This is a genomic window from Variovorax sp. 54, from assembly GCF_002754375.1.
Lineage (GTDB): Bacteria > Pseudomonadota > Gammaproteobacteria > Burkholderiales > Burkholderiaceae_C > Variovorax.
In genome coordinates this window covers 4,857,710-4,881,225 of record NZ_PEFF01000001.1, presented here as the reverse complement: position 1 = coordinate 4,881,225, position 23,516 = coordinate 4,857,710, and the positions used below count along the sequence as shown (strand labels likewise).

At 68.6% G+C, this 23,516-nt stretch carries 21 protein-coding genes; 5 read left to right on the top strand and 16 right to left on the bottom strand.

Features of this window, described 5'->3' with window-relative positions; translation table 11 throughout:
* Entirely contained in the window at positions 1-477 is a 477-nt protein-coding gene (locus tag CLU95_RS22410; RefSeq protein ID WP_099795624.1) for an Lrp/AsnC family transcriptional regulator, read from the bottom strand.
* 185 nt (positions 478-662) lie between these two features.
* On the opposite strand from CLU95_RS22410, the gene kynB reads away from it, so the two are divergent.
* From kynB to CLU95_RS22390, 4 genes are all read left to right on the top strand, one after another.
* Complete coding sequence (gene kynB, locus CLU95_RS22405; RefSeq protein WP_099795623.1) at positions 663-1,307, top strand: arylformamidase; 645 nt, start codon at positions 663-665, stop codon at positions 1,305-1,307.
* A gap of 16 nt (positions 1,308-1,323) precedes the next feature.
* Entirely contained in the window at positions 1,324-2,613 is a 1,290-nt protein-coding gene (gene kynU, locus CLU95_RS22400) for a kynureninase (protein WP_099795622.1), read from the top strand.
* The gene (kynA, locus tag CLU95_RS22395) at positions 2,610-3,470 is read left to right on the top strand and encodes a tryptophan 2,3-dioxygenase (RefSeq protein WP_099795621.1); all 861 of its coding nucleotides are present in this window, start codon (positions 2,610-2,612) and stop codon (positions 3,468-3,470) included. The genes kynU and kynA overlap by 4 nt, the downstream gene beginning before the upstream one ends.
* A 95-nt stretch (positions 3,471-3,565) precedes the next feature.
* Entirely contained in the window at positions 3,566-4,819 is a 1,254-nt protein-coding gene (locus CLU95_RS22390; protein ID WP_099795620.1) for an SMI1/KNR4 family protein, read from the top strand.
* Between the two features lie 33 nt (positions 4,820-4,852).
* Here the strand turns inward: CLU95_RS22390 and CLU95_RS22385 are convergent, their stop codons facing one another.
* The 11 genes from CLU95_RS22385 to CLU95_RS22335 all read right to left on the bottom strand — a co-directional run bounded on the left by CLU95_RS22385 (position 4,853) and on the right by CLU95_RS22335 (position 16,976).
* Positions 4,853-6,037 carry an FAD-dependent monooxygenase gene (locus CLU95_RS22385; RefSeq protein ID WP_099795619.1) on the bottom strand — a complete coding sequence of 395 codons (1,185 nt, stop codon included), beginning with the start codon at positions 6,035-6,037 and terminating at the stop codon, positions 4,853-4,855.
* A gap of 5 nt (positions 6,038-6,042) precedes the next feature.
* A complete protein-coding gene (locus tag CLU95_RS22380) occupies positions 6,043-6,327 on the bottom strand; it encodes a DUF6587 family protein (RefSeq protein ID WP_099795618.1) in 285 nt (94 codons plus the stop codon).
* A gap of 27 nt (positions 6,328-6,354) precedes the next feature.
* Complete coding sequence (gene feoB / locus CLU95_RS22375) at positions 6,355-8,250, bottom strand: ferrous iron transporter B (protein WP_099795617.1); 1,896 nt, start codon at positions 8,248-8,250, stop codon at positions 6,355-6,357.
* Positions 8,243-8,542, bottom strand: coding sequence for a FeoA family protein (locus CLU95_RS22370; protein WP_099795616.1), 300 nt, complete (start codon positions 8,540-8,542; stop codon positions 8,243-8,245). Before CLU95_RS22370 ends, feoB begins: the two co-directional genes overlap by 8 nt.
* Before the next feature lie 139 nt (positions 8,543-8,681).
* Complete coding sequence (gene efeO / locus CLU95_RS22365; RefSeq protein ID WP_099795615.1) at positions 8,682-9,518, bottom strand: iron uptake system protein EfeO; 837 nt, start codon at positions 9,516-9,518, stop codon at positions 8,682-8,684.
* 51 nt (positions 9,519-9,569) lie between these two features.
* On the bottom strand, positions 9,570-10,880 hold the full coding sequence (gene efeB / locus CLU95_RS22360) for an iron uptake transporter deferrochelatase/peroxidase subunit (RefSeq protein WP_099795614.1): 1,311 nt from the start codon (positions 10,878-10,880) through the stop codon (positions 9,570-9,572).
* Positions 10,881-10,896: 16 nt separating this feature from the next.
* Positions 10,897-12,078, bottom strand: coding sequence for an iron uptake system protein EfeO (efeO, locus tag CLU95_RS22355; RefSeq protein WP_099795613.1), 1,182 nt, complete (start codon positions 12,076-12,078; stop codon positions 10,897-10,899).
* Positions 12,079-12,090: 12 nt separating this feature from the next.
* Positions 12,091-12,927, bottom strand: a complete 837-nt coding sequence (efeU, locus tag CLU95_RS22350) for an iron uptake transporter permease EfeU (RefSeq protein WP_099795612.1) — start codon at positions 12,925-12,927, stop codon at positions 12,091-12,093.
* Positions 12,928-13,048: 121 nt separating this feature from the next.
* A complete protein-coding gene (locus tag CLU95_RS22345; RefSeq protein ID WP_099797436.1) occupies positions 13,049-13,510 on the bottom strand; it encodes a metallophosphoesterase family protein in 462 nt (153 codons plus the stop codon).
* Positions 13,511-13,520: 10 nt separating this feature from the next.
* On the bottom strand, positions 13,521-16,388 hold the full coding sequence (locus CLU95_RS22340; RefSeq protein WP_099795611.1) for an aconitate hydratase: 2,868 nt from the start codon (positions 16,386-16,388) through the stop codon (positions 13,521-13,523).
* Between the two features lie 174 nt (positions 16,389-16,562).
* Positions 16,563-16,976 (bottom strand): hypothetical protein, encoded by a 414-nt coding sequence (locus CLU95_RS22335; protein ID WP_099795610.1) that lies wholly within the window; start codon positions 16,974-16,976, stop codon positions 16,563-16,565.
* Between the two features lie 132 nt (positions 16,977-17,108).
* Here CLU95_RS22335 and CLU95_RS22330 point away from each other — a divergent pair, with 132 nt between their 5' ends.
* Positions 17,109-17,972 carry a helix-turn-helix domain-containing protein gene (locus tag CLU95_RS22330; protein WP_099795609.1) on the top strand — a complete coding sequence of 288 codons (864 nt, stop codon included), beginning with the start codon at positions 17,109-17,111 and terminating at the stop codon, positions 17,970-17,972.
* Here the strand turns inward: CLU95_RS22330 and CLU95_RS22325 are convergent.
* The 4 genes from CLU95_RS22325 to CLU95_RS22310 form a co-directional block, all read right to left on the bottom strand.
* Positions 17,869-20,139, bottom strand: a complete 2,271-nt coding sequence (locus tag CLU95_RS22325; RefSeq protein ID WP_099795608.1) for an acyl-CoA dehydrogenase — start codon at positions 20,137-20,139, stop codon at positions 17,869-17,871. The two genes, CLU95_RS22330 and CLU95_RS22325, sit on opposite strands and share 104 nt — an antisense overlap.
* Positions 20,140-20,260: 121 nt before the next feature.
* Positions 20,261-20,851: a hypothetical protein gene (locus CLU95_RS22320; RefSeq protein ID WP_099795607.1), complete on the bottom strand. Its 591-nt coding sequence runs from the start codon at positions 20,849-20,851 to the stop codon at positions 20,261-20,263.
* Positions 20,852-20,862: 11 nt separating this feature from the next.
* Entirely contained in the window at positions 20,863-22,029 is a 1,167-nt protein-coding gene (locus tag CLU95_RS22315; RefSeq protein WP_099795606.1) for a DUF2827 domain-containing protein, read from the bottom strand.
* On the bottom strand, positions 22,026-23,177 hold the full coding sequence (locus CLU95_RS22310; RefSeq protein ID WP_099795605.1) for a DUF2827 domain-containing protein: 1,152 nt from the start codon (positions 23,175-23,177) through the stop codon (positions 22,026-22,028). Before CLU95_RS22310 ends, CLU95_RS22315 begins: the two co-directional genes overlap by 4 nt.
* Between the last annotated feature and the right edge of the window lie 339 nt (positions 23,178-23,516).

Genomic DNA, 23,516 nt, shown 5'->3' with positions numbered 1-23,516 from the left:
TCAAGCGACGGGCACCGGCAGCCCGCCCAACTGCCCCTTGAACTCCTGCAGCGAGAAATGCGTCTGCATGTGGCGCACGCCCGGCAGGCGGTGCAGCTTGCGTTGCAGCAGGTCGGAATAAGCGTCGAGGTCCTTCGCGACCACCACGAGGATGAAATCCGCCGGCCCCGAGATGCCGTGGAACATCACCACCTCGGGAATGGCGCACACCGCGTCCTCGAAAGCGCGCGACGAAATCTCGGTCTGGTGGTCGATGCCCACCATCACGAAGGCCAGCACGCCGAAGCCCAGCGCACGCCGGTTCAGGCCCGCGTGGTAGCCGCCGATCACGCCGTCGTCTTCCAGCTTCTTCACCCGCCGCCAGCACGGCGATTGCGACAGGTGCGCCATCTGCGCCAGCTCGCCCGAGGTCAGGCGGGCGTTGTCCTGCAGCGCGCGCAGCAGCTGCAGGTCGGTTCGGTCGAGGTCGGCTTGCATGATCTGTTCTCCATTTCCCGTTGATTGAATAGATTATTCAATCTTTCAATGGTTGATGGATAACTTCTCGACTCAAGGCAGTCACTGCGCATAGCATTCGGCACCCGCCGGCCCCTTGTGGAGCGCCTCCAACCGGCCCACACTGCCCTTTTTTCTTTCTTCCTTCCTTCGCCTTGCCGCCCGCCATGACCGCCCCGCTCCGACTCTGGGACATCTCCGCCCCCGTGCACGCCGGCAGCCCGGTGTTCCCGGGCGACACGCCGTATTCGCAGCAGTGGTGCGCCACCATCGGGCCCGACTGCCCGGTCAACGTGAGCGCGATCACGCTGTCGCCGCACGTGGGAACCCATGCCGACGCGCCGCTGCACTACGCCCCCGAAGGCCAGACCATCGGCCAGATCGACCTCTCGCCCTTTCTCGGCCCCTGCCGCGTGATCCACGCGATCGGCCGCGGTCCGCTGATCACCTGGGAGCACATCGCGCATGCCGTGACCGACACGCTGCCCCCGCGCGTGCTCGTGCGCACCTACCCAACCATGCCGGTCGACCGCTGGGACCCGCAGCTCGCGGCCTACGAACCCGCCACCGTCGAGCGGCTGGCGGCCATGGGCGTGAAGCTCATCGGCATCGACACCGCCAGCATCGACCCGGCCGACAGCAAGACGCTCGACAGCCACCAGCGCATCCGCCACCTCGACCTGCGCGTGCTCGAGAACCTCGTGCTCGACACCGTGCCCGAGGGCGACTACGAACTCATCGCGCTGCCGTTGAAGCTGACGAGCGCCGATGCCTCCCCCGTGCGCGCCGTGCTGCGCAAACTTCCCCGCTGACACCCTCCTCCTGCCCATGACGACGACCCTCGCCGACTGCCGCGCCCTCGACGCGCAAGACCCGCTGCGCGCCCTGCGCGACCAATTCACCCTGCCCGAAGGCGTGCTCTACCTCGACGGCAACTCGCTCGGCGTGCTGCCCACGGCCGCACCCGCGCGCATCGCCGAAGTGGTCGCCAAGGAATGGGGCGAAGGCCTGATCCGCTCCTGGAACACCGCGAGCTGGTTCGACCTGCCGCAGCGCCTGGGCGACAAGGTGGCCCGCCTGATCGGTGCCGCGCCCGGCGAAGTGGTGTGCACCGACAGCACCTCCGTCAATCTCTACAAGGTGCTGTTCGCCGCGCTCTCGCAGCAGAAGGCGAGCGGACGCAAGCTGGTGGTCAGCGAGCGCAGCAACTTCCCCACCGACCTGTACATCGCCGAATCGCTGTGCCGTGAACGCGGCTTCACACTGAAGCTGATCGATGCGAGCGAACTGCAAGGCCCGGATTCGGCGCTGACCGACGAAGTCGCCGTGCTGATGCTCACGCACGTCAACTACCGCACCGGCGCCATGCACGACATGAAGGCCGTCACCGCCGCCGCGCACGCCGTGGGCGCGCTCACCGTGTGGGACCTGGCGCACAGCGCGGGCGCCGTGCCCGTGGCGCTCAACGACAGCAACGCCGACTACGCCATCGGCTGTGGCTACAAATACCTCAACGGCGGCCCCGGCGCGCCGGCCTTCGCCTGGGTGAACACCAAGCACGCAGGCCAGTTCGAGCAGCCGCTGTCCGGCTGGTGGGGCCATGCGGCGCCCTTCGAGTTCACGCCGCACTACCGCCCCGCCCCGGGCGTCGGCCGCTACCTGTGCGGCACACAGCCGGTCATTGCGCTGGCCGGCCTCGAATGCGGGCTCGACACCGTGCTCGCCGCCGAAGCCTTCAACGGCACCGGCGGTGCGATGGCCGCCCTGCGCACCAAGTCGCTCGCGCTCACCGACCTGTTCATCCAGCTCGTCGAACAACGCTGCGCAGGACAAGGCCTCTCGCTCGTCACGCCGCGCGACCATGCACTGCGCGGCTCGCAGGTGTGTCTCAGCCGCGAGGAAGGCGCCTACGCCATCGTGCAGGCGCTGATCGCACGCGGCGTGATCGGCGACTACCGCGCCGGCGATTCGCAGATGCCCGACATCCTGCGCTTCGGCTTCACGCCGCTGTATGTCGGTTTCGAGGATGTGTGGCACTCGGTCGAACACCTCGTGCAGGTGCTCGAAACCGGCGAGTGGCGACGCGCTGAATTCAACCGCAAGAACGCAGTGACATGAGCACCGACCACGACAACAACAAGACCCCCGAGACGATCGTCCACGAAGAAAAGGCGCAGCTGGATTTCAGCGCGTCGATGAGCTACGGCGACTACCTGCACCTCGACGAGATCCTGAACGCGCAGCACCCGCTGTCGCCCGCGCACGACGAGATGCTGTTCATCGTGCAGCACCAGACCAGCGAACTCTGGATGAAGCTCATGCTGCACGAGCTGCACGCCGCCGTGCGCTGCATCGCACAAGAGCGGCTGCCCGACGCCTTCAAGATGCTCGCGCGCGTGAGTCGCATCATGGAACAGCTGGTGAGCGCGTGGACCGTGCTCTCGACCATGACGCCGCCCGAGTACACGGCGATGCGCCCCTACCTCGCCAACTCCAGCGGTTTTCAAAGCGCGCAGTACCGCTGCATCGAGTTCCTGCTCGGCAACAAGAACGCCGCCATGCTCAAGCCGCACGCGCACCGCGCCGACCTGCTCGCGCAGGTCGATGCCGCCTACCGCGCGCCCTCGCTGTACGACGAGTCGCTGCGCCTGCTCGCACGCCACGGCCTGCCCGTGCCCGCCGACCGACTGGAGCGCGACTGGACCCAGCCCTACGAATCGAGCGACGGCGTCGAAGCGGCGTGGCTCGTCGTCTACCGCAACCCGCACGACCACTGGGACCTGTACCAGCTCGGCGAAAAACTCACCGACCTCGAAGACGCCTTCCGCCTCTGGCGCTTCCGCCATGTGACCACGGTCGAACGCGTGATCGGCTTCAAGCGCGGCACCGGCGGCACGGGCGGCGTGAGCTACCTGCGCAAGATGCTCGACGTGGTGCTGTTCCCTGAGATCTGGAAGTTGCGCACCGATCTGTAGTGCGAGATGCGCGGGGCTCGCGGCAGCCCCGGGCGAACGAGGGTTGCTCCATCGGCGCAAAGCGCTACATTTTGGAGAACACGGAGGCTGCTGCCATGAACAACAACACCTCGTTCTCTATCGAAGAGCTTTCCACCTTGCGCGAACATGGCGTCGTGCTCTTTGCCGATCGCGTGATCTTCGACGCGCAGCCGCCGATGCCGCAGCAGCAGATCGATGCCGTGCAGGCGCTGTGCGCCGGCCCGTTGCCCGAAGCGCTGGTCGCGCTGTGGCAGCACACCGCGGGCGGGCGTCTCGACTACGACCTCGCGCTACCGATGAACGGCAACGTCGAGAGCGTCAGTTGGTCGGAGCTGTTCTGGGATGGCAGCGACGGCTACCGCGACCTGCAGGGCTGGATCGAACACGAACAGGAACTCGCCGGGGAAGCGGCCGAAGACAGCGGCACGCCCTGGAGCGGCAAGCTCACGCACCTGCCCTTCGGCGGCTTCGAGTACTGCGACCGCGTCTATGCGGTGGTCGAGCCCGGCGCCACGCACGGCCAGATCATTGCGTGGAAGCAAGGCCTGCCGCCGGCCTGGACCCACGCGCTGCACGAAGACGGCCTGAGCCCCGTCGCGGCCGACCTGCACGGCGCGTTCGCGGCGCTGCACCTCGACGAAGACCCGCTGGCCCCCACGAGCGACTACTTCTCGGGGCAGACGTTGCTCGCCTACCTCGACGACCGCCACGAAGGGTACGGGCTCGACCTGGACCTGATGGACAAGCTGGTCACCTTCTATTGCCGCGCCATCGTCGACTGGCGCACGCCGCTCGCCGACGGCACGCTGCGCCATCAGCCGGCGCTCGCGCGCGCGGCGCTGCGCCACGCCATTGCGGCCGACGACGCCACGCTGGTCGCCGAACTCGCCGCCGCGGGCTTGAATTTCGAAGGTCCGCATGAAGGCAGCGCGCTCGCCACCGACGTGGCCGTGGGACACAGCGCCTTCGCCGCTGCGGCAGCGCTGGTGCGTGCAGGCGCGCCGGTGGCATCCGACGTGCTGCGCAACATCGACGGTCAGATCTCGCCCGAACTCACGAGCGCCCTGCTGGACAACGGCGCCGAGCCGACCGTGGCGGCCATCGTGAAATGCGCGGCCTGCGGTGCGCCCGCCAGCGCGCATCTGATCGCCGACGCCTGCACGCAGATCGGCATCGACGTGCCACCGGCCTTCGTGGCCGATCGCGATGCGATGCTGGTCGAACTGGAAACCACGCTCGCGCAGATGCGCGATGGAACGCAGGGGCACTACCTGGGGCAGGAAGGTCTGGCTGAGCGCATCGAGCACTTGCAGACGTTCCGGCTCTGACGCTTTTTCAGGGCGACGATCACGCGCCCTGAATCAACCGCCGTACAACCAGGGCTGATCCAGCAGCCGAGTCCCCAGCACCCGCATCGCCACATCGCGCCCGAAGCGCACCGCACCCGTGGCATGAAAGATCTCGCCATTGCGACGCGCCCGCGCCTGCACCTGCGCATTGCGCTCCCAGCGCGCCTCGGCATAGCGCGCGAACGCAGCCGGCACGCCCAGCGCCGAGGTGTCGCCCAAAGCATCCGCCAATGCGACTGCATCTTCAATCGCCATGCCCGCGCCCTGCGCAAGGTACGGCACCATCGGATGCGCGGCATCGCCCACCAGCGCCACACGCTCATGCGCCATGTCGCCAGGACCGGCCACAGGCGCGCGATCGCTCAACGTCCACGCGCGCCAGCTTGGCATCGCATCGAGCAATGACTGAAGGCTCGCACAACTGCGACCCATCGCCTGCTTCAGCGCCACAAGGCTGCTGGCCTGATCCCAATCGCGCGCATCGCCAGCGGGAGCAGATTCGGCAATCACAACGACGTTGAGCGCATCGCCCGCACGCACCGGGTACGCGACCGCATGCAAACGCGGCCCGAGCCACACATCGACACGCGAACGACGCAGCGCCGCAGGCAGATCAGCCTGACGCACCAGCGCACGCCACGCCGTGTGGCCGGTCACGCGCGGCGGTGCTTCGGCGGATTCGGATTCGAGCTGCGCGCGCACCAGGCTCCACAGACCGTCGGCGCCCACCAGCGCCTCACCTTCCCACGCGCGCGCGTCGGTGCTCGATACGCAGACCAAGTCGTCGCTGGTCTCGACCTGCCGGATGCGCGCGGCCGTGACCAGCGAGCCCGTGCCCTGCGCGCGCACGGCATCGAGCAGCAGCGTGTGCAGGTCGGCGCGGTGCACGCAGCAGTACGGCGCGCCGTAGCGCTGCTGCATGGCGTCGCCCAGCGGCATGCGGGCCAGTTCGGCGCCGCTGCCGGCGCTGTGGACCACCAGCGCATCGGGGCGCGCCGCGATGGCTGCGAGGCCGCGGCCGAGGTCGAGTTGGTGAAGGCGGCGGGTGGCGTTGGGGCCGAGCTGCACGCCGGCGCCGATTTCGCCGAAGTCGGCGGCCTGTTCGAAAACGTCGGCGCGGTGATGGGCGCGGGACAGCGCCAGCGCCGTGGCCAGCCCTCCGATCCCGCCCCCGGCGACGAGGATGTGCGCGGGCATCGGACTCAGCGTCCGGTGCTGGGCGTGGGGCTGTGGCTGTCGACGGGGTCGGCGCCAACGGGTTTCTTGGGGGCGCAGCTGCCGCAGCTGTCGCATGAGCCGCAGCCCGAGGTCTTGGCCAGCGAGGCGGCGAGCTGATCGGCTCGGGTCTGATCGATGAGGCCCGTGCGCTGCGTGCCGGCCGCGAGCTTGCGGGCGGCACCGCGGCGCCAGCCGGCAGGCATCCAGCGCCAGACCGCGTAGAGCGCGGCGGCCGCGACGATCAATCCGACGATCAGTTGCTGTGTCATGTCTTCTTCAACCCTTTCCCTGTGGTTTTACCCCGCTCCGAAAGCGAGTGCAATGCGATAGGTCAAGAAGCATGCCACGTATGCCAGGGCGAATAAGTAGCCCGCCATGATCCACACGTATTTCCACGAGCCGGTTTCGCGCTTGACGGCCGCCAACGTTGACAAACATTGCGGCGCGAACACGTACCAGACCAGCAGCGACAGCGCGGTCGCGAGCGACCAGCTGCCGGCGATGAGCGGCTCCAGCGCGGTGGCCACGTCGTCGCCGGTGGCCGAGAGCGCGTACACCGTGCCCAGCGCGCCCACCGCGACTTCGCGTGCGGCCATGCCCGGCACCAGCGCGATGGAAATCTGCCAGTTGAAACCGATGGGCGCGAAGATGTGCTCCAGCCCGCGCCCGATGATGCCGGCCAGGCTGTATTGAATGGCGGGGCCGGTCGCGCCTTCGGGCGGCGACGGGAAGGTCGACAAAAACCACAGCAGGATGGTCAGCGTGAGGATGATCGTGCCCACGCGCTGAATGAAGATCCATGCCCGCTCGTACAGCCCCAGCAGCAGGTTGCGCGGATTCGGCCAGCGGTAGGCCGGCAGTTCCATCAAGAGCGGCGAATGCTTCGTGCTGTCGCGGAAGCGCTTCATGACCCAGGCCACGGCCATCGCCGAGACGATGCCGAACACATACAGCGCGAACAGCACCACACCCTGCAGGTTGAAGATGCCGCCCACTTCGCGCGCCGGAATGAAGGCCGCGATCAGCAGCGCATACACCGGCAGCCGCGCCGAGCAGGTCATGAGCGGCGCGATCATGATGGTCGTGATGCGGTCGCGCCAGTTGCTGATGGTGCGCGTGGCCATCACGCCCGGAATGGCACAGGCAAAGCTCGACAGCAGCGGAATGAACGAGCGGCCCGACAGGCCCACGGTGCCCATCACGCGATCGAGCAAAAAGGCCGCGCGCGGCAGGTAGCCGGAGTCTTCCAGCGCCAGGATGAACAGGAACAGGATCAGGATCTGCGGCAGGAACACGATCACGCCGCCCACACCGGCAATGACACCGTCGACCAGCAGGCTCTGCAGCATGCCTTCGGGCATGTGCGTCTTGATGAGATTGCCCAGCCCTTCGGTGCCGGCCTTGATGGCGTCCATCGGCACGTTGGCCCAGCTGAACACGGCCTGGAACATCAGGAACATGGTGACGGCCAGCACCAGCATGCCCCACACGGGGTGCATCACGACGCGGTCGATGCGGTCGCTGGTGTCCAGGCTGCCCACGGGCTCCTTCACGGCCAGGCCGAGGATGCGGCGCACTTCGCGCTGCGTGGCGAGCACGTCGTCCAGGCCGGGCGCCTGCCAAGGCTGCGGCGCGGCGGCGGCGACCGGTGCGTCGAGCGCCTCGAGCAGGTGCTTCGCGCCGCCGGTGTGGACACCCACGGTCTCGATCACCGGCACGCCGAGTTCGCGCGAGAGCACGGCCGTGTCGACCGTGATGCCCTGCTTCTTGGCCATGTCGGTCATGTTGAGCGCCACCACCATCGGCAGGCCCAGCTGGCGCGCTTCGAGCACCAGGCGCAGGTTCAGGCGCAGGTTGGTGGCGTCGGTCACGCACACGAGCAGGTCGGGCAGTGCCTCTTTGCTCTTGCCGGTGACGATGTCGCGCGTGACGGCCTCGTCGGCGCTCAGGGCATTCAGGCTGTAGGCGCCCGGCAGGTCGAGCACGAACACGCGGCGGCCGGTGGGTGTGCGCAGCGTGCCTTCCTTGCGCTCGACGGTCACGCCGGCGTAGTTGGCCACCTTCTGGCGGCTGCCGGTCAGCAGGTTGAAGAGCGCGGTCTTGCCGCAGTTCGGGTTGCCCAGCAGCGCGATGCGCCCGGGCTGTGCGGTGGCGCCGAGGCGGCCCGGCCCCTGGATGACGGCTTCAACCATGGTTCGCGGCTCCCGGCATGACGTGGATCAGCGCGGCCTCGTGGCGGCGCAGCGCGAAGGTGGTGTGGCCCAGGCGCACGGCCAGCGGCTCGCGGCCCGGGGAGCCCGTGGCGACGATGCGCACGGCCTCGCCCGGCACGAAGCCGATTTCGGTCAGGCGCAGCACCAGCTCGCGGTCGTCCGCGCTGTCGGGGCGGGCCACGTCGAGCACGGTGGCCCACTGATGGGACGGAAGCTGGTCGAGGCTCAGCGCGGTGGTGGTCGGCGCTGCGCCGAGGTCGTTGTTTCGCACGGTGGGGGTGCGCCCCCCGGAAACCCCGGGGCACGCCAGTAAGCAAAAGCCAGATGCTAGCAATTCTCACTCGCGAAAACCTGACCAACCCCAAAAAGTCGTGGGTCAGTCAGGAAACGACGCCCCCCCCGGGCCGGATTCAGTTCAATCCGAGCATCCCGCGCAGCTTCGACAGGTCTTCGGCCAGCGTGTTGACCCGCCCGGCCAGCATCTTGCGGTCGCGCTCGGTGAGCTTCGAATAGGTTTCGAAGCCGCCGTCGGCGGTGCGGTACTTGGCCAGTGTGTCGAACACCACCTTGAAGTTGGCGTCGGCCTTCTCGGCGAACGGCTTGTCCTGCTTCACGACCAGCGGGCGCAGCAGCTCGACGATCTTGTAGGCGCCCTCGAAGTTCGACTGGAAATCCCACAGGTCGGTGTGGCTGTAGCGGTTTTCTTCGCCGGAAATCTTGGTGGCGGCCACCTCTTCCATCAGCACGGCGGCGCCGCCCACGACCTTCTCGGGCGGAAAGGTCAGCGCGCCCAGGCGCTTTTGCAGTTCGAGCACGTCGGCCAGCAGCTTGTCGGCCACGGGGTTCAGGTCCTTGGTGCTCTTGAGCGTCCACAGGCCGTACTCGATGCGGTGGAAGCCGATGAAGGCCGGGTCTTTCTCGGCCTTTTCATGGTCGTCCGCGCGCGAGTCGATCGACTGGTCGAGATCGGTGAACAGCTCGGCCACGGGCTCGACGCGTTCGTAGCTGGTGCGCGTGGGCGCGTAGAGCTTCTTGGCCTTCTCGATGTCGCCGGCCTTCACGGCGGCGGTGAACACGCGCACGTCGGCGGCCAGCTTGCGCACGTTCTGCGTCACGTAGATCTTGTAGTCCGAGATCGGACCGACCAGCTCGAGCGGCGACACGGCGGCCTGCGCGCCCACGGCATGAAGGCCGGCAAAGCCTGCGACGAAAGCGGCGAGGAAGCGGCGGCGGAACTGCACGGTCATGGATCTCCTTGGGTGCGATGCGGTGAGGGTGATGAAAAAGGAAAGCAAGGATCAGGCGGCCAGCAGGCTGCGCCCGAGCCAGTCGTCGGCGCCCTGCACGCCGGGCAGCGTGAAGAAGAAGCCGCCGCCGATGGGCTTGATGTATTCCTCGAGCGGCTCGCCGTCGAGGCGCGTCTGCACGGCGACAAAGCCCTTCTCGAGGTCGGCCTGGTAGCAGATGAACAGCAGCCCCATCTCGAGCTGGCCCGACTTGGTGACGCCGTTCGAATAGTTGAAGGGCCGGCGCAGCATCAGGTTGGCGTCCGAGGCCTTGGTGCGCGGGTTCGCCAGGCGGATGTGCGCGTCCATCGGCGTCGCCTTGCCTTCGGGGTCCTTCGTGTAGTCGGGCACGTCGTGCTCGGTCTTGCCGCCGTCCAGCGGCGCGCCGCTGGGCTTCAGGCGACCCATGATGGCCTCCTGCTCCTGCAGCGGCGTGCGGTCCCAGCGCTCGACGAAGTTGCGGATGATGCGCACCGCCTGGTAGCTGCCGCCCACGGCCCAGGCCGGCTCGTCACCGTTCGGCTGCACCCAGACGTGCTTGTTCATGAGCGTGTCGTCCGCCGAGTCGGGGTTGGCCGAGCCGTCGCGAAAGCCGAGGAAGTTGCGCGCGCTCTCGGCGGGCTGGCCCGCCACGGCCGGAATCGGCGGCACGGAGCCTTCCTGCTTCCAGTGCAGCACCAGCAGGTCGGGCGTGTTCTTGATGATGTCGCGCAGCGCGTGGATGTTGGTGTCGGGCGTGTTGGCGCAGAACTGGATCGACAGGTCGCCGTGACACAGCGCGGCGTCGAGCGCGTCGTTCGGGTGGCGCTGCATCGGGTTCAGGCGCAGCGGCTTTTTCTTGACGAGGCCGAAGCGCTCGTCGAACAGCGACGAACCGACCGACACGGTCACAGTCAGCCCGTCGGGCTGCACCACCGGGCCGAGGATGCCGGAGCCCGCGGGCGGCAGCTTCGGGTCGGGGTCGGTCTGCGGGCCGCCCTGCGTGAGAAAGGCGATGCGCTCGGTGAGCGTGCGCATCAGCCGCTCCAGGTCGGCGCGGTTCTCGGCCAGCACGTAGAACGAAGCGATCATGCCGGCCGTCGGGCGCGGCGTGACGACGCCCGCCTGGTGCTTGCCGCGGAAGGGCACGCGGTCTTGCGTGTGGGTGCTCTGCGGGGCGTCGGTGACCTGTGCGCCGGTGTCGGGCGTGCCCGGCGTGGCCGCGCCGGCACGCGCGGAGGCGGCGAGCCCGGCAAAGGCCACGCCCGCGGCGCCGAGCATGCGGCGGCGGTGCGGCGAGGCGGGATGTCCCGCGACGGGGTCGTTCTTCTTCGTCGGTTCCATGGGGTTCGTTCTCAACTCATTCCAGACCGAGCGCGGCGTTCACCTTGCCCAGTTCCTCGGCCAGCGCACGCACCGACACAGCCAGCGCCTGGCGCTGTGCGTCGTCCAGCGGTGCGGGCTTGAAGCCTTCGCCCTCGCGGTACGGCGCCAAGGCGGCGTCGAAGGCGGCAAAGCGTTCGTCCACGGCCTTCTGCTGCGCGGGCGCGGCCTTCACGAGCAGCGGCTGCAGCAGGTCGGCGATCTTCTTCGTGCCTTCGTAGCTGCCCTGCAGGTTCACCAGCTCGGCATGGCCGTAGTGGTCTTCGCCGCCAGCCGGCAGGTTGTCGGCCACGCGGCGCAGCAGCTTCGAGGCGGCGCTCGCGAGCCGCTCGGGCGGCACGCTCAACGCGCGCAAGCGCGTCTGCAGCGTCTCGGTGTCGGCCAGCAGCTGGTCGAGAACCGGTGCCAGCGCCTTCGCGTCGCCCTGGCCGTACAGCGCGTACTCGATGCGGTGGAAGCCGCTGAAGCCCGGGTCGGCCTCGCGCTTCTCGAAGTAGTCGGCGCGGGCGTTGATGCGCGCGTCGAGGTCGGCGAACAGCTCGGCCATCGGCTCGATGCGCTTGTAGGCCTGGTGGGCCGGCGCGTAGAGCGCGCGCGCCTGCGCCAGGTCGCCCGCCTTGACGGCATCGGCCAGCGCACGCACCGCGTCGTCGAGCGTGGCGGCCTCCAGCCGCAGGAACACCTGGTACTCGGCCAGTGCGCCCACATAGTTGACGAGCGACGGCCGTGCCTCTTCGGCCAGCGAGGCCGCCGACGGCGTGACGTGCAGCTTGCCGCGCGGGTTGCTCAGCAGGCCGCAGGTGATGGCGAAATCGCCCGGCGAGAGCTTGACCGTCAGGGTCTGCGAGAAGCCGGGCGCGATGTTCTCGCGCTCTTCGACCACCATCACGCCGTCGAGAATTTCCCACTCGAGCGCGCGGTTCGACTGGTTGACGATGGTGAAGGTCGTGCGCCCTGCGGGCACGGTGATCTCGTTGGGGTCGCAGGCGTTGCCGCGAATGGTGACGGTGACGGCGTGGTCGACCGCCTTGGGCGGCGCCTTGCGCGCCTGGTTCGAGGCGTACCAGAAGGCCGCGAGGCCGGCGACGACCAGCAGCGCCGAGGCACCCACGGCGACGCGCATGAGCGTCGATGACGAAGAAGAAGAGGAAGAAGACATCGGGGAAAGAGATCAGCCGGCAGTGGCCGTGCGCGGCGCCGCAGCAGCAGCCGGGCGCAGGAAGAAGAACAGGGCCACGGCCAGGAAGGCCAGGTAGACGATCACCTCGCCCACCACGGGCGCAGCCTGGTAGCCCAGCAGGCCCGACAGCACGGCGCCCACGGGGCTGTCCATCGGCAGGGTTTCGCTCATGTCGAACACCACGGTCTGCAGCTGGTTCCACACGCCGGCCTCGTGCAGCTTGCGCAGCACGCCGGCCAGCAGCCCGGCCGCGACCAGCAGGATGAACAGGCCCGTGAAGCGGAAGAAGCGGCGCAGGTCGAGCCGCACGCCGCCCGAATAGATGCCCCAGCCGACCACCACCGACACGGCGATGCCCGCGAGCGCGCCCACGGGCGCCTCCCACCCGGTGCTTTGCTGGAACACGGCCAGCAGGAAGAAGACCGACTCCAGCCCCTCGCGCGCGACCGCGAGGAACACCATGCCGATGAGCGCCCAGCCCTGCCCGTCGGCATGCTGCGCCAGCGCCTTGTCGATCGACGCATGCAGCTCGCCCTTGATGGAACGGGCCGCCTTGCGCATCCAGAACACCATCGTGGTCAGCATGACGACGGCGATGAGCCCGACCACGCCTTCGAACAGTTCCTGCTGCTTCTGCGGAAACTCGGCCGCCAGCAGTTGCAGGCCGGCGCCGGCGAACAGCGACAGCGCGGTGGCCAGCAGCACGCCGACCCACACCGCGGGCATCAGCACGCCGCGTCCGCTTTGTTTCAGGTAACTGGCAACGATGCCGACGATGAGCGCGGCTTCGATGCCTTCGCGCAGCATGATGAGAAAGGGAATGAGCATCTCGGAGCAGAAGAATGTCCTTTGAAAATGCCCCGATGTGGTGCATTTTTCAAAGAACGGCCCGAGGATACCCCATCAAATAAGATTTATTCTCAATTATGGGTATTCGACCCCGCCCCGCTCACAGGGGCAGTTCGACGATGCGCGCGCTGACCGTGTCGCCGTCGACGATCAGCTCGGCCACGGCGATAGGCAGCTTGAATCGGCGCGGGCCGGCGCTGCCCGGGTTGACGTAGAGCACGCCGCCGCGTTCTTCGACCTTGGGTTTGTGCGAGTGGCCGGAGATCACGACACGCACGCCGGCACCGGCGGGGTCGATGTCGATCTGGGAGAGGTCGTGGATCGCGTAGACATACACGTCGCCGACCTTCAGGAATGCCGTCTCTGGAATGGCCCCGGCCCACGCCTCGCGGTCGTTGTTGCCGCGCACCACCGTCAGCGGCGCGATCGCGGCGAGTGCGTCGAGGATGCCGGCGTCGCCGATGTCCCCGCCGTGCACGATGAAGTCGCTGCCCTGCAAGGCCGCCACGGCCTGCGGACGCAGCAGGCCGTGGGTGTCGGAGATGAGCCCGACGCGGATCAAGCCCAACCCGTCAGGCCGCCAGCAGCTGCCGCAGCACGAACGGCAGGATGCCGCCGTGCTTGTAGTAATCGACCTCGATCGGCGTGTCGATGCGCAGGCGCACCGTCACCTCCTGGTGCGTGCCGTCGGCGCGGTGCACGACCAGCTTCACGTCCATCTGCGGCTTGAGTTCGCCGCCGATCACGACGTCGATCTTTTCCTCGCCCGTGAGGCCCAGCGTCTGCCACGAATCGGCGCCGCGGAACTGCAGCGGCAGCACGCCCATGCCGACGAGGTTGGCGCGGTGGATGCGCTCGAAGCTGCGCGCCACCACGGCCTTGATGCCCAGCAGCTGCGTGCCCTTGGCGGCCCAGTCGCGCGACGAGCCAGTGCCGTACTCCTCGCCACCGAACACCACGGTGGGCGTGCCCGCTTCCATGTACTTCATGGCGGCGTCGTAGATGAACATCTTCTCGCCGCCCGGCTGGAACAGCGTGACGCCGCCCTCTTCCTGCGTGCCGTTGGCGTCCGGCGGAATCATCAGGTTCTTGATGCGCACGTTGGCGAAGGTGCCGCGCACCATCACGTCGTGGTTGCCGCGGCGCGAGCCGTAGCTGTTGAAGTCGGCCTTGGGCACGCCGTTCGCCTTGAGCCAGATGCCCGCGGGCGAGCTTTCCTTGATGGAGCCGGCCGGCGAGATGTGGTCGGTGGTGATCGAGTCGCCGAACAGCGCCATGATCCGCGCGCCCTGGATGCCCGCGTCCGACGCGTGCGGCTGCATCTGGAAGCCTTCGAAGAACGGCGGCTCGGCGATGTAGGTCGACTTCGGCCAGTCGTACACCTGGCCGGTCGTGCCCTTGATGCTCGTCCAGAACTTGCCCGGATCGCTCTTGACCTTCTCGTAGTTCGCGCGGAACGACTTGGCGTTCATCGCGAAGCGCAGGTTGTCGTCGATTTCCTTCGGCGTGGGCCAGATGTCGCCCAGGTACACGTCCTTGCCGCCCTTGCCCTTGCCCACGGGCTGGGTCATGAGGTCGGTCAGCACGTTGCCCGCGATGGCAAAGGCCACCACCAGCGGCGGCGAGGCCAGGAAGTTGGCCTTCAGGTTCGGGTGGATGCGCGCCTCGAAATTACGGTTGCCCGAGAGCACGGCCGCGCCGATGAGGTCGTTCTTGGTGATCGCTTCGTTGATCTCGGGCGTGAGGTCGCCGGCGTTGCCGATGCAGGTGGTGCAGCCGTAGCCCGCGAGGTAGAAGCCCAGCTTCTCCAGGTACGTCAGCAGGCCCGCCTTCTCGAGGTATTCGGTGACGATACGCGAGCCCGGGGCCAGCGAGGTCTTGATGTGCGGCTGCACCTTCAGGCCCGCTTCCACCGCCCTCTTGGCCAGCAGGCCAGCCGCGAGCATCACGCTCGGGTTGGAGGTGTTGGTGCACGAGGTGATGGCCGCGATCAGCACGTCGCCGTTGCCGATGGTGATGTCGCCCTTGGGCGCCGACGGTGCCGTGGCGCTGGTGTGGGCCGCTGCCTTGGTCGAGCGGTTGGCGACCATCTCGACCAGCTCGCGCGGCGAACCAGCGGGCGGCGGCGCCACCTCTTCGTCGCCGCCCTGGCCGGCGCTGACCAGCGGGTAGCGCTGCTTGAGCTTCTCGGCCGGCTGGTTGAAGCCGTTGGCGTCGTTGGGCTTGCTGTACAGCTCGGCGAACTTGGTGGACAGGTGGCCCAGGTCGATGCGGTCCTGCGGGCGCTTGGGGCCGGCCAGGCTCGGCGACACGGTGCCCAGGTCGAGCTTGACGATCTTGGTGTAGTCGATGTCGCCCGGCGCGGGCATGCCGAACAGGCCCTGCGCCTTGTAGTAGGCGGCGAAGCGCTCGACCTCTTCCTTGGTGCGGCCCGTGCCTTCGAAGTACGCCACGGTCATCTCGTCGACCGGGAAGAAGCCCATGGTGGCGCCGTACTCGGGCGCCATGTTGCCGATGGTGGCGCGGTCGGGCACGGCGATGGACGCGGCACCGGGGCCGAAGAACTCGACGAACTTGCCCACCACTTTTTCACCGCGCAGGATGGCCGTGACATACAGCACCAGGTCGGTGGCCGTGACGCCTTCGCGCAGCTTGCCGGTGAGCTCGAAACCCACCACATCGGGCGTGAGCATGTAGACCGGCTGGCCCAGCATGGCGGCCTCGGCCTCGATGCCGCCCACGCCCCAGCCGACCACGCCGACGCCGTTGATCATGGTGGTGTGGCTGTCGGTGCCCACCAGCGAGTCGGGGTAGTACACCGGCGTGTCGCTCTTGTCGGCCGGGCTCTTGTAGACGCCGCGCGCAAAGTACTCGAGGTTGACCTGGTGCACGATGCCGAAGCCCGGCGGCACGACGCCGAAGGTGTCGAAGGCCTGCATGCCCCACTTCATGAACTGGTAGCGCTCGTTGTTGCGCTGGAACTCCAGCTTCATGTTCAGGTCGAGCGCCTTGGGCGTGCCGTAATAGTCGACCATCACCGAGTGGTCGACCACGAGGTCGACGGGCACCAGCGGTTCGATGGTCTTGGGCGACTTGCCCAGCTTGGCGGCCACGCTGCGCATGGCGGCCAGGTCGGCCAGCAGCGGCACGCCGGTGAAGTCCTGCAGCACCACGCGGGTGACGACAAACGGAATTTCGTCGGTGCGCTCGGCATTGGGCGCCCAGTGGGCCAGCTCTTCGACGTGCTTGGCCGACACCTTCTGGCCGTCGCAGTTGCGCAGCACCGACTCGAGCACGATGCGGATCGACACCGGCAGGCGCTCCACGGACGGGTACTGCTTGGCCAGTTCCTTCAGCGACCAGTACTTGCCGGACTTTCCCGACGCGGTCTTGAAGGTCTTGAGGGTGGACGCAAACGCGTGCGCCGGGGCTTTGGCCATGAGAGGACTCCTGTGTGTTCGTGGAAGCCTCTCAAGGATAGCGGGGATCAATGTCAATCGTTGTAGTCAGTCTTCCTTGTCGGGCTCTCCCGGAACTATCGTTCTCATAGCAAAAACGCCCGCCGCACGGGGTGCGGCGGGCGTGGAGCGAACCTGGGGCGGATGGTCAGGCGCTCAGGCCATCGCCATGCCGGAGGCGCCCCGCGTGCGGCGCAGCCCCGTCCATTGCAGCTCGGCCAGCACGACCACGCACAGCGCCTGGGCCAGCACCCAGGCCATGCCGAGCGCGGTGACCGCGAACACGCCGCTCACCAGCAGCGCCACGCAGGCCACGGCCCAGGCGAAGTTGCCGACGATCACGAGGCCGATCAGCGTGCGCGGCGGCGTGGCGCGGCTGGCCATGAAGGCGGCGGCGGCCGCATAGGCCAGCAGGAACACGCCGGTGCCCATGAGCAGCCAGGCCGGCAGGCCGGTCAGGCTGGCAAGAACGTCGGTGAACGCCACCTGCAGCGCGCCGGTCGCGGCGCACGAAGCGGCATCGGCCCACATCACGTTCGACAGGAAGCGGGGGGAAGCGAAAACAGACATGTGAATCTCCTGGGTGGTTACGCTGCAGGCCAGTCCTGCTGCGTTGGGGTCGATGATTCCGCAGGGCGTGGATTGCGTCGATGACCTGGGAGGTCATGGCGCGGCGCCGCCGTCGCGCCAGAATGCGGGTCCATGAACACCCCCCGCCCCCATTCGTCCAAGGCCGCCGCCGCCGGCCTTCCCGGCGCGCGCGATCCGTTCGGCGCCCACCTGCGGCACTGGCGCACCCACCGCCGCCTGAGCCAGCTCGACCTGGCGCAGGAGGCCGAGGTCTCGACCCGCCACCTGAGCTACGTGGAAACCGGCCGCGCCGCGCCCAGCCGCGAGATGGTGCTGCGCCTGGCCGAGCGGCTCGACGTGCCGCTGCGCGAGCGCAATGCGCTGCTGGTGGCCGCCGGCTTCGCGCCCATGTACCGCCAGCGCTCGCTCGACGACCCGGCCATGGCCTCGGCGCGCCGCGCCATCGACCTGGTGCTGAAGGGCCACGAGCCCTTCCCCGCGTTGGCCGTGGACCGCCACTGGAACCTGGTCGCGCACAACGCGCTGGTGCCGCTGCTCATGGAAGGCTGCTCGGCCGAGTTGCTGAAGCCGCCGATCAACGTGCTGCGCCTGAGCCTGCACCCCGACGGCGTGGCGCCGCGCATCGCGAACCTGGCGCAGTGGCGCACGCACCTGCTCGAACGGCTGCTGCAGCAGATCGCCGCCACCGGCGACACCGTGCTGCAGGCGCTGCACGACGAGCTGGAAGGCTATCCGCCGCCCGCCGTGAGCCACGACGCGCCGCTGCTCGACACCGCGCTGTCGGCCGTGGCCGTGCCGTTCCAGGTGGTCATGCCGAGTGGCGTGCTGAGTTTCATCAGCACCATCACGATCTTCGGCACGCCGGTGGACGTCACGTTGCAGGAACTCGCGGTGGAGTCGTTCTTTCCGGCGGACGAACAGACGGCAGCGGCCCTGACGGCGCTGGCGGCTGCGCAGCAGCAGGCGCGCGGCTGAGGTCTGCGGCGGTGCCGTCCGCATTGCGCGCCGGCCCGTCGAAGTCGTCGACCTGGATGACCTTGTCGGCCGCCTGCAGGTAGGCCAGCGCCAGCGCGGGGTCGGTGGCCGAGCGCGCGGCCTCGTCGAGCGAGCGCGTGCGGCGCAGCACCTTGTTGAGCGCAGCGGTTTCGTCGCCCAGCCGCGCGCCGAGTGCCATCGCCTGCATCAGGTCGCGCAGGCCGCCCGGGCCGGGCTCGGCCAGATCGGGCACGAGCCGCGCGACCACGTCCGGCCGCGTGCGCAACAGCTCGGCCAGCGCCATCAGCTGCACGTCGCGCAACGGCGCCAGGTGCGCGGTGCGGCGCAGCACCAGCGCGCCGAGCAGGCGCCGCCCCGGCGTCGGCAGGTTGGCGTACAGGTCGCGCAGGATCTTGCCGGCCTCGTCCAGCTGCAGCCGGATCGCCGCCTGCGCAAACGGCAACAGCTCGGGCGCCGCATCGACGCGGTAGCGCCAGACGCAGGCGCTCGCCAGGTACAGGTGGGCCAGCACGTCGCCCAGCCGCGCCGACAGCAGCTCCATGCGCTTGAGCTTGCCGCCGAGCAGCCCCATGGCCAGGTCGGCGGTGAGCGCGTACTTGGCGCTCATGCGCGCGATGAGCCGCGCTTCGCCCGCCAGCGCCTCGGGCGGATTGCCGAGCACCGGCGCACCGAAGAGGCTGTGCCACAGGTTGACGGCCACGTGCTTGCCATGCGCGATGAGCGCCTGGCCCAGTGCCGTTTCGTCTTTCGCCTGCACCGCCGCCATTTCATTGAGCACGTGCGGGTGGCAGCGCACCGCGCCCTGACCGAACACGATGAGCGCGCGCGTGAGGATGTTCGCGCCCTCCACCGTGATCGCGATCGGCGCCTGCCGGTAGGCGACGCCGAGCAGGTTCGACGGGCCCGAGATGATCCCCTTGCCGCCGAGGATGTCCATGCCATGGTTGACCGCGCGGCGCCCGGCCTCGGTGAGCTGCACCTTGAGGATCGCGCTGGCCACGCTGGGCCGCTCGCCGTTGTCGAGCGCGGCGGCCGTGAAGCGCCGCGCGGCATCGGTCGCATACAGCTGCGCCGACATCTGCGCGACCAGCCCCGCCACCGCGTGGAACTTGCCGACCGGCAGGCCGAACTGCTCGCGGATCTGGCCGTAGGCGTTGCTCACGTACAGCGCCGTCTGCTGCATGGCCGAGCCCAGCGCGGGCAGCGAGATGGCACGGCCCGCGGCCAGGCATTCCATCAGCATGCGCCAGCCCTGCCCCACCTGCGGCTCGCCGCCGATGACCCAGTCCATCGGCACGAACACCTGCCGGCCGCGGATCGGGCCGTTCATGAAGGCGCTGTCCATCGGGCGGTGGCGTCGGCCGATCTCCATGCCTTCGTGCGGCACCGGAATCAACGCGCAGGTGATGCCCAGTTCGCGCTGGCCTTCGGGCCGGCTTTCGTCAATGGCATGGAACACGAGGCCGACCACGGTGGCGACCGGTGCCAGCGTGATGTAGCGCTTGTCGAAATCGACCAGGAAGCCGCGCGTGCGCCGGCCCTGGAACTCGCGCTCGACCAGCACGCCGCGGTCCGGAATGGCGGCGGCGTCGGAGCCCGCATAGGGCGAGGTCAGGCCGAAGCACGGCAGCTCGCGGCCGTCGGCCAGGCGCGGCAGGTAGTGGTCTTTCTGCGCGTCGGTGCCGTAGCGCAGCAGCAGCTCGGCCGGCCCGAGCGAGTTGGGCACCATCACCGTGACGGCCGTGGCGACGTTGACGCTCGCGATGCGCGCCACCACCGAGGCATGCGCGAAGTGGCCGAAGCCCAGGCCGCCGAAGGCCTCGGGAATGATCATTCCGAAGAAGCGCTTCTCGCGCAGGAAGCGCCACACCTCGGGCGGCAGGTCGCGCGCCTGGTCGATGGCGTGGTCGTCGAGCATGCGGCACAGCGTGGGCACCTCGTTCGACAAGAAGGCTTCTTCGCGCGCGCTGAGCTGGTTGGGGCCGACGGCCGTGAGCGCATCGAAATCGGGGCGCCCGGCGAAGAGCTGGCCCTCGAACCCGACCGTGCCGGCCTCGAGCGCGGCGCGCTCGGTGTCGCCCAGCGGTGGCAGGGCTTTGGAGAAAGGCTGCATCGCCCATCGGCCGATCAGGGTCGCCAGTGGCATGGGGTCTCCTTGCGCCGCATCGGAGCGCGCGGCGTCCGCCCATTCTTGGGCGAACGCGGCCCACGCCGGGCCGGTCAAGGGCGTTCGCGCGTGTCGGAGATGGGCCCGCGCGCCCCGTGGATCAGCGGCGCTTGGGCGCCTGCCCCGCCGGCGCGGCGGCGGGCATGGGCGCGTTCGGGTCGCGCCATCCGTACTCGACGTAGCGACGGATCACGAGGCAGCCCGGCGGCGAATCGATCAGCGAGACCGACGAGGTCGGCTCCTTGTCGTCGGTGTAGACCGTGTAGATCGGCAGCAGCGGCGTGCGCTTGTAGTTCTTCAGCTCCTGCTCGGCGACGCTGGCACAGGTGAAGGGCGCGACCGAGATGCGCTCGGCCGACACGGTGCAGGCACCGCTGTCGTCAGGAATGGCGGTGATCGACGCGGCCACGCCGGCATTCGGGAACTGGATGCCGATCAGCGAGAACACCGGGCCGGCGTCGGGGCGCTTGCGGTCCCAGTCGAGCAGCACATCGTGTGCACGGCTGCCCTGCACGGTGAGCGTCGCCAGCCGCGTGATGGCCGGCAGGCAGCGCTGAACGCCCACGCTGGCGGCGGCGCGCGTGAGCGTGTCTTGCGGCGGCGCGGGCGGGGCCAGCACGCCTTGCGCAAGCGCGCTGCCGGCGATCGCGAGCACGCAGGCTGCGGCGGTGAAGCGGACAAGGGTCCTCATCGGTGTCGCCTTCACGCGTAGAGGCTCTCAATGGCCGCCGAGTAGAGGCGCACGTTCTCCTCGCCTTCCGGGTCGAGCTTGGCGATGAGTGCGCGGGCGCGCTCGCGGTAGGCCGGCAGGTTGGCGTCGTGCTCGGCGAACGCGCGCCGCAGCGCCTGCCCGCCCTCCTCGCAGTCGAAGCCGTGGTAGCGGTAGCCGCAGTCGCCGATCAGGTGCGAGTTGTGGATGAGCGGCCAGCCGCCGTACAGCGCCTCGTAGTAGAGGTAGTTCTGCGCGTTCTCCCAATGGTGCGCAAAGACCGCGTCGATCGCGCCCGGCAGCACCTGGTATAGCGGAAAGCGCCCTTCGAAAGTCGCCAGGCCGTGCCGCACGAGATCGAGGCTCTGGGCGAAGGCGACGAAGTTCGGCTTGTCCTTCAGGTGGAAGCTGTTGTAGACCCACATCTTCTCGATGAGGCGCGGCTGCGCGCGGTGCGCCGACTCGCAGCCCAGCATCGGGATGAAGCTGGTCTTCACCATGCAGATGTTGGGCTCGAAGATGGCCACGCGCCATTGCTTGCGCCCCGGCTCGTAGGCAAAGCGCTTGCCCTCGGCGCCGCGCGCCATCGCCTTCTCGACCACCATCGGGCTCCACAGGTGCGGCATGAGCTTGGTGGGTGCGCGGAAGGTGCTCGCGAAGTACGGCTTGCAGGAGGTTTCGTACTCGGGCAGCGTCCAGACCTCGTCGTACGGCGCGCCGCTGACCAGCATGCCATGCGGCTTGTTGAAGATCATCCGTTCGATGTCGATCACGTAGTCGTTGCCCACGCGCATCGACACGATTTTTCCGCCGCGCTCGCGGAACGCCACCGACCAGTCACGCCCGAGCTGCGCGCTCATCTCGATCATGAGGTCGAGCTCCTGCGCGGCGGTGGCCATGTCGATGATCGGCACCGGCGAATCGGCCAGGAAGTTGGTGGCGTCGGCCGGACCGCCGTCGCCGCCGCCCGCCACCAGCACCGTGCGCTCGACGCAGGGCGAGCGCAGCAGCAGCATCACGAGGAACAGGCAGTTCTGGTAGACGCCGTTCTCCCACAGGCTCTGCTCGCCCTTGCGGATGAAGATGGAAACGCCGACCTTCAGGCGGGTCGGTGAAGCGGCCGCGCGCGGGCCTGCGGTGTGGTTCTGCACGTCGCTCATGCCGCCACCTTCGCGTTGCCAGCACGGAACGCCGGGTCACCACCGACCAGGTGCAGCAGCCGCTGCGCGTAACCGTCGATGTTGGCAGGGTGCATCGGATCGATCGCGTCGAACACGCGCTGGCTGCGCGCGCGGTAGTCATCGAGCTGCGCGTCGTGGCCGCGCACGGCCGCGGCCAGTTGCTCGGCGCCGACGGCGATGTCGAAGTCGGGGTAGTAGTAGCCGGCGTCGCGCAGCCAGGGCGAGTTGTGCACCAGCGGGTAGTTGCCGTACAGCGCGTCGAGGTAGCTGTAGTTCTGGTCGTTCTGCCACTGGTGCGACACCACCGCGTCGGCGTGCTGCACCATGAAGCCCGCGAAGTCGTGTCGCCCGTGGAAGGTGGCCTTGTGCTGGCGCACGATGTCCAGCGAGTTCGCCAGGTAGAGCATCGTCGGGTGGTCTTTCAGGTGCAGCGTGTTGAGCACGTGCATTGCCGCCACGTGCTCCGCGTTGGCGCGGTAGGCCTCGTCGGTGATCAGCATCGGGATGCTGCACGACTTCACCACCGAGATGTTCGGCTCGAAGATCGCCACCCGAAAACCCGGTTGCTCCGCCGTGCGCGGCTGGTAGCCGAAACGGAAGCCCTGCGCCAGCACCTCGTCGACGCGCTGCGCCAGGAACTGCGGCGACCAGAGGTACGGCACCTCGTGCACCGGGCAGCGGTGCAGCGTGCGCATCATCGGCGCAAAGCCCGCGTCCTTGGGCAGCAGCCAGATCTCGTCGCAGCGGTCGGTGGCGCCGAAGTGCCCCTTGTCGGCAAAGACGATCGGCTCGGCCAGCGCCACGAAAGGCTGCCCCACACCGTGGAAGGCCACGCGACCGCCGCAGGCGCGGAAGTACGACAGCCACTGCAGGTCGAGGGCGCCGGCCATTTCGATGACCACGTCGAGCGCGTCGGTCAGCTCGCGGGCGCGGCCCAGCGTGAGGCCCATCGCCGACAGGTCGACCTGCGGCGGCATGGCCTGCTGGTCGCCCGCGTCGATGAGCGTGACGGACTCGACAAATTCGATGCGTTGCAGCAGCCGGGCCAGGAACAGGACGTTCTGTCCCATGCCGTTTTCCCAGATGTTCTGCCCCGCGTGGGAGAGGACTGAAATTCCGATGCGCATGGGCGAAGTGTGTACCAAAAAAACAATGGCTCCCGCGCGCAGGGCGCGGGAGCCACCGGGGTCGGGGGCGTCGGCCTAGCGGCTTTTTACTTCCACTTCCAGCCGATGCCCGCGTTCACGCCCCACTCCTTGCCGGTGGTGCTCAGGCCCGCCCCCCAGGAGATCTTGCCGTCGTCCGACAGGGCCTTGAAGGTCAGTGCCACGGCGCTGTAGCCCTGGTACGAACCGAAGCCGATGCCGACGGTCTTCTCGCCCGGGTAGAGCGTAGGCAGGTACGTGCCCGACATCGCGAAGGCCATCGCCGAGCCCGAGTAGGCGATGCGCGCCACGTCGCCCACC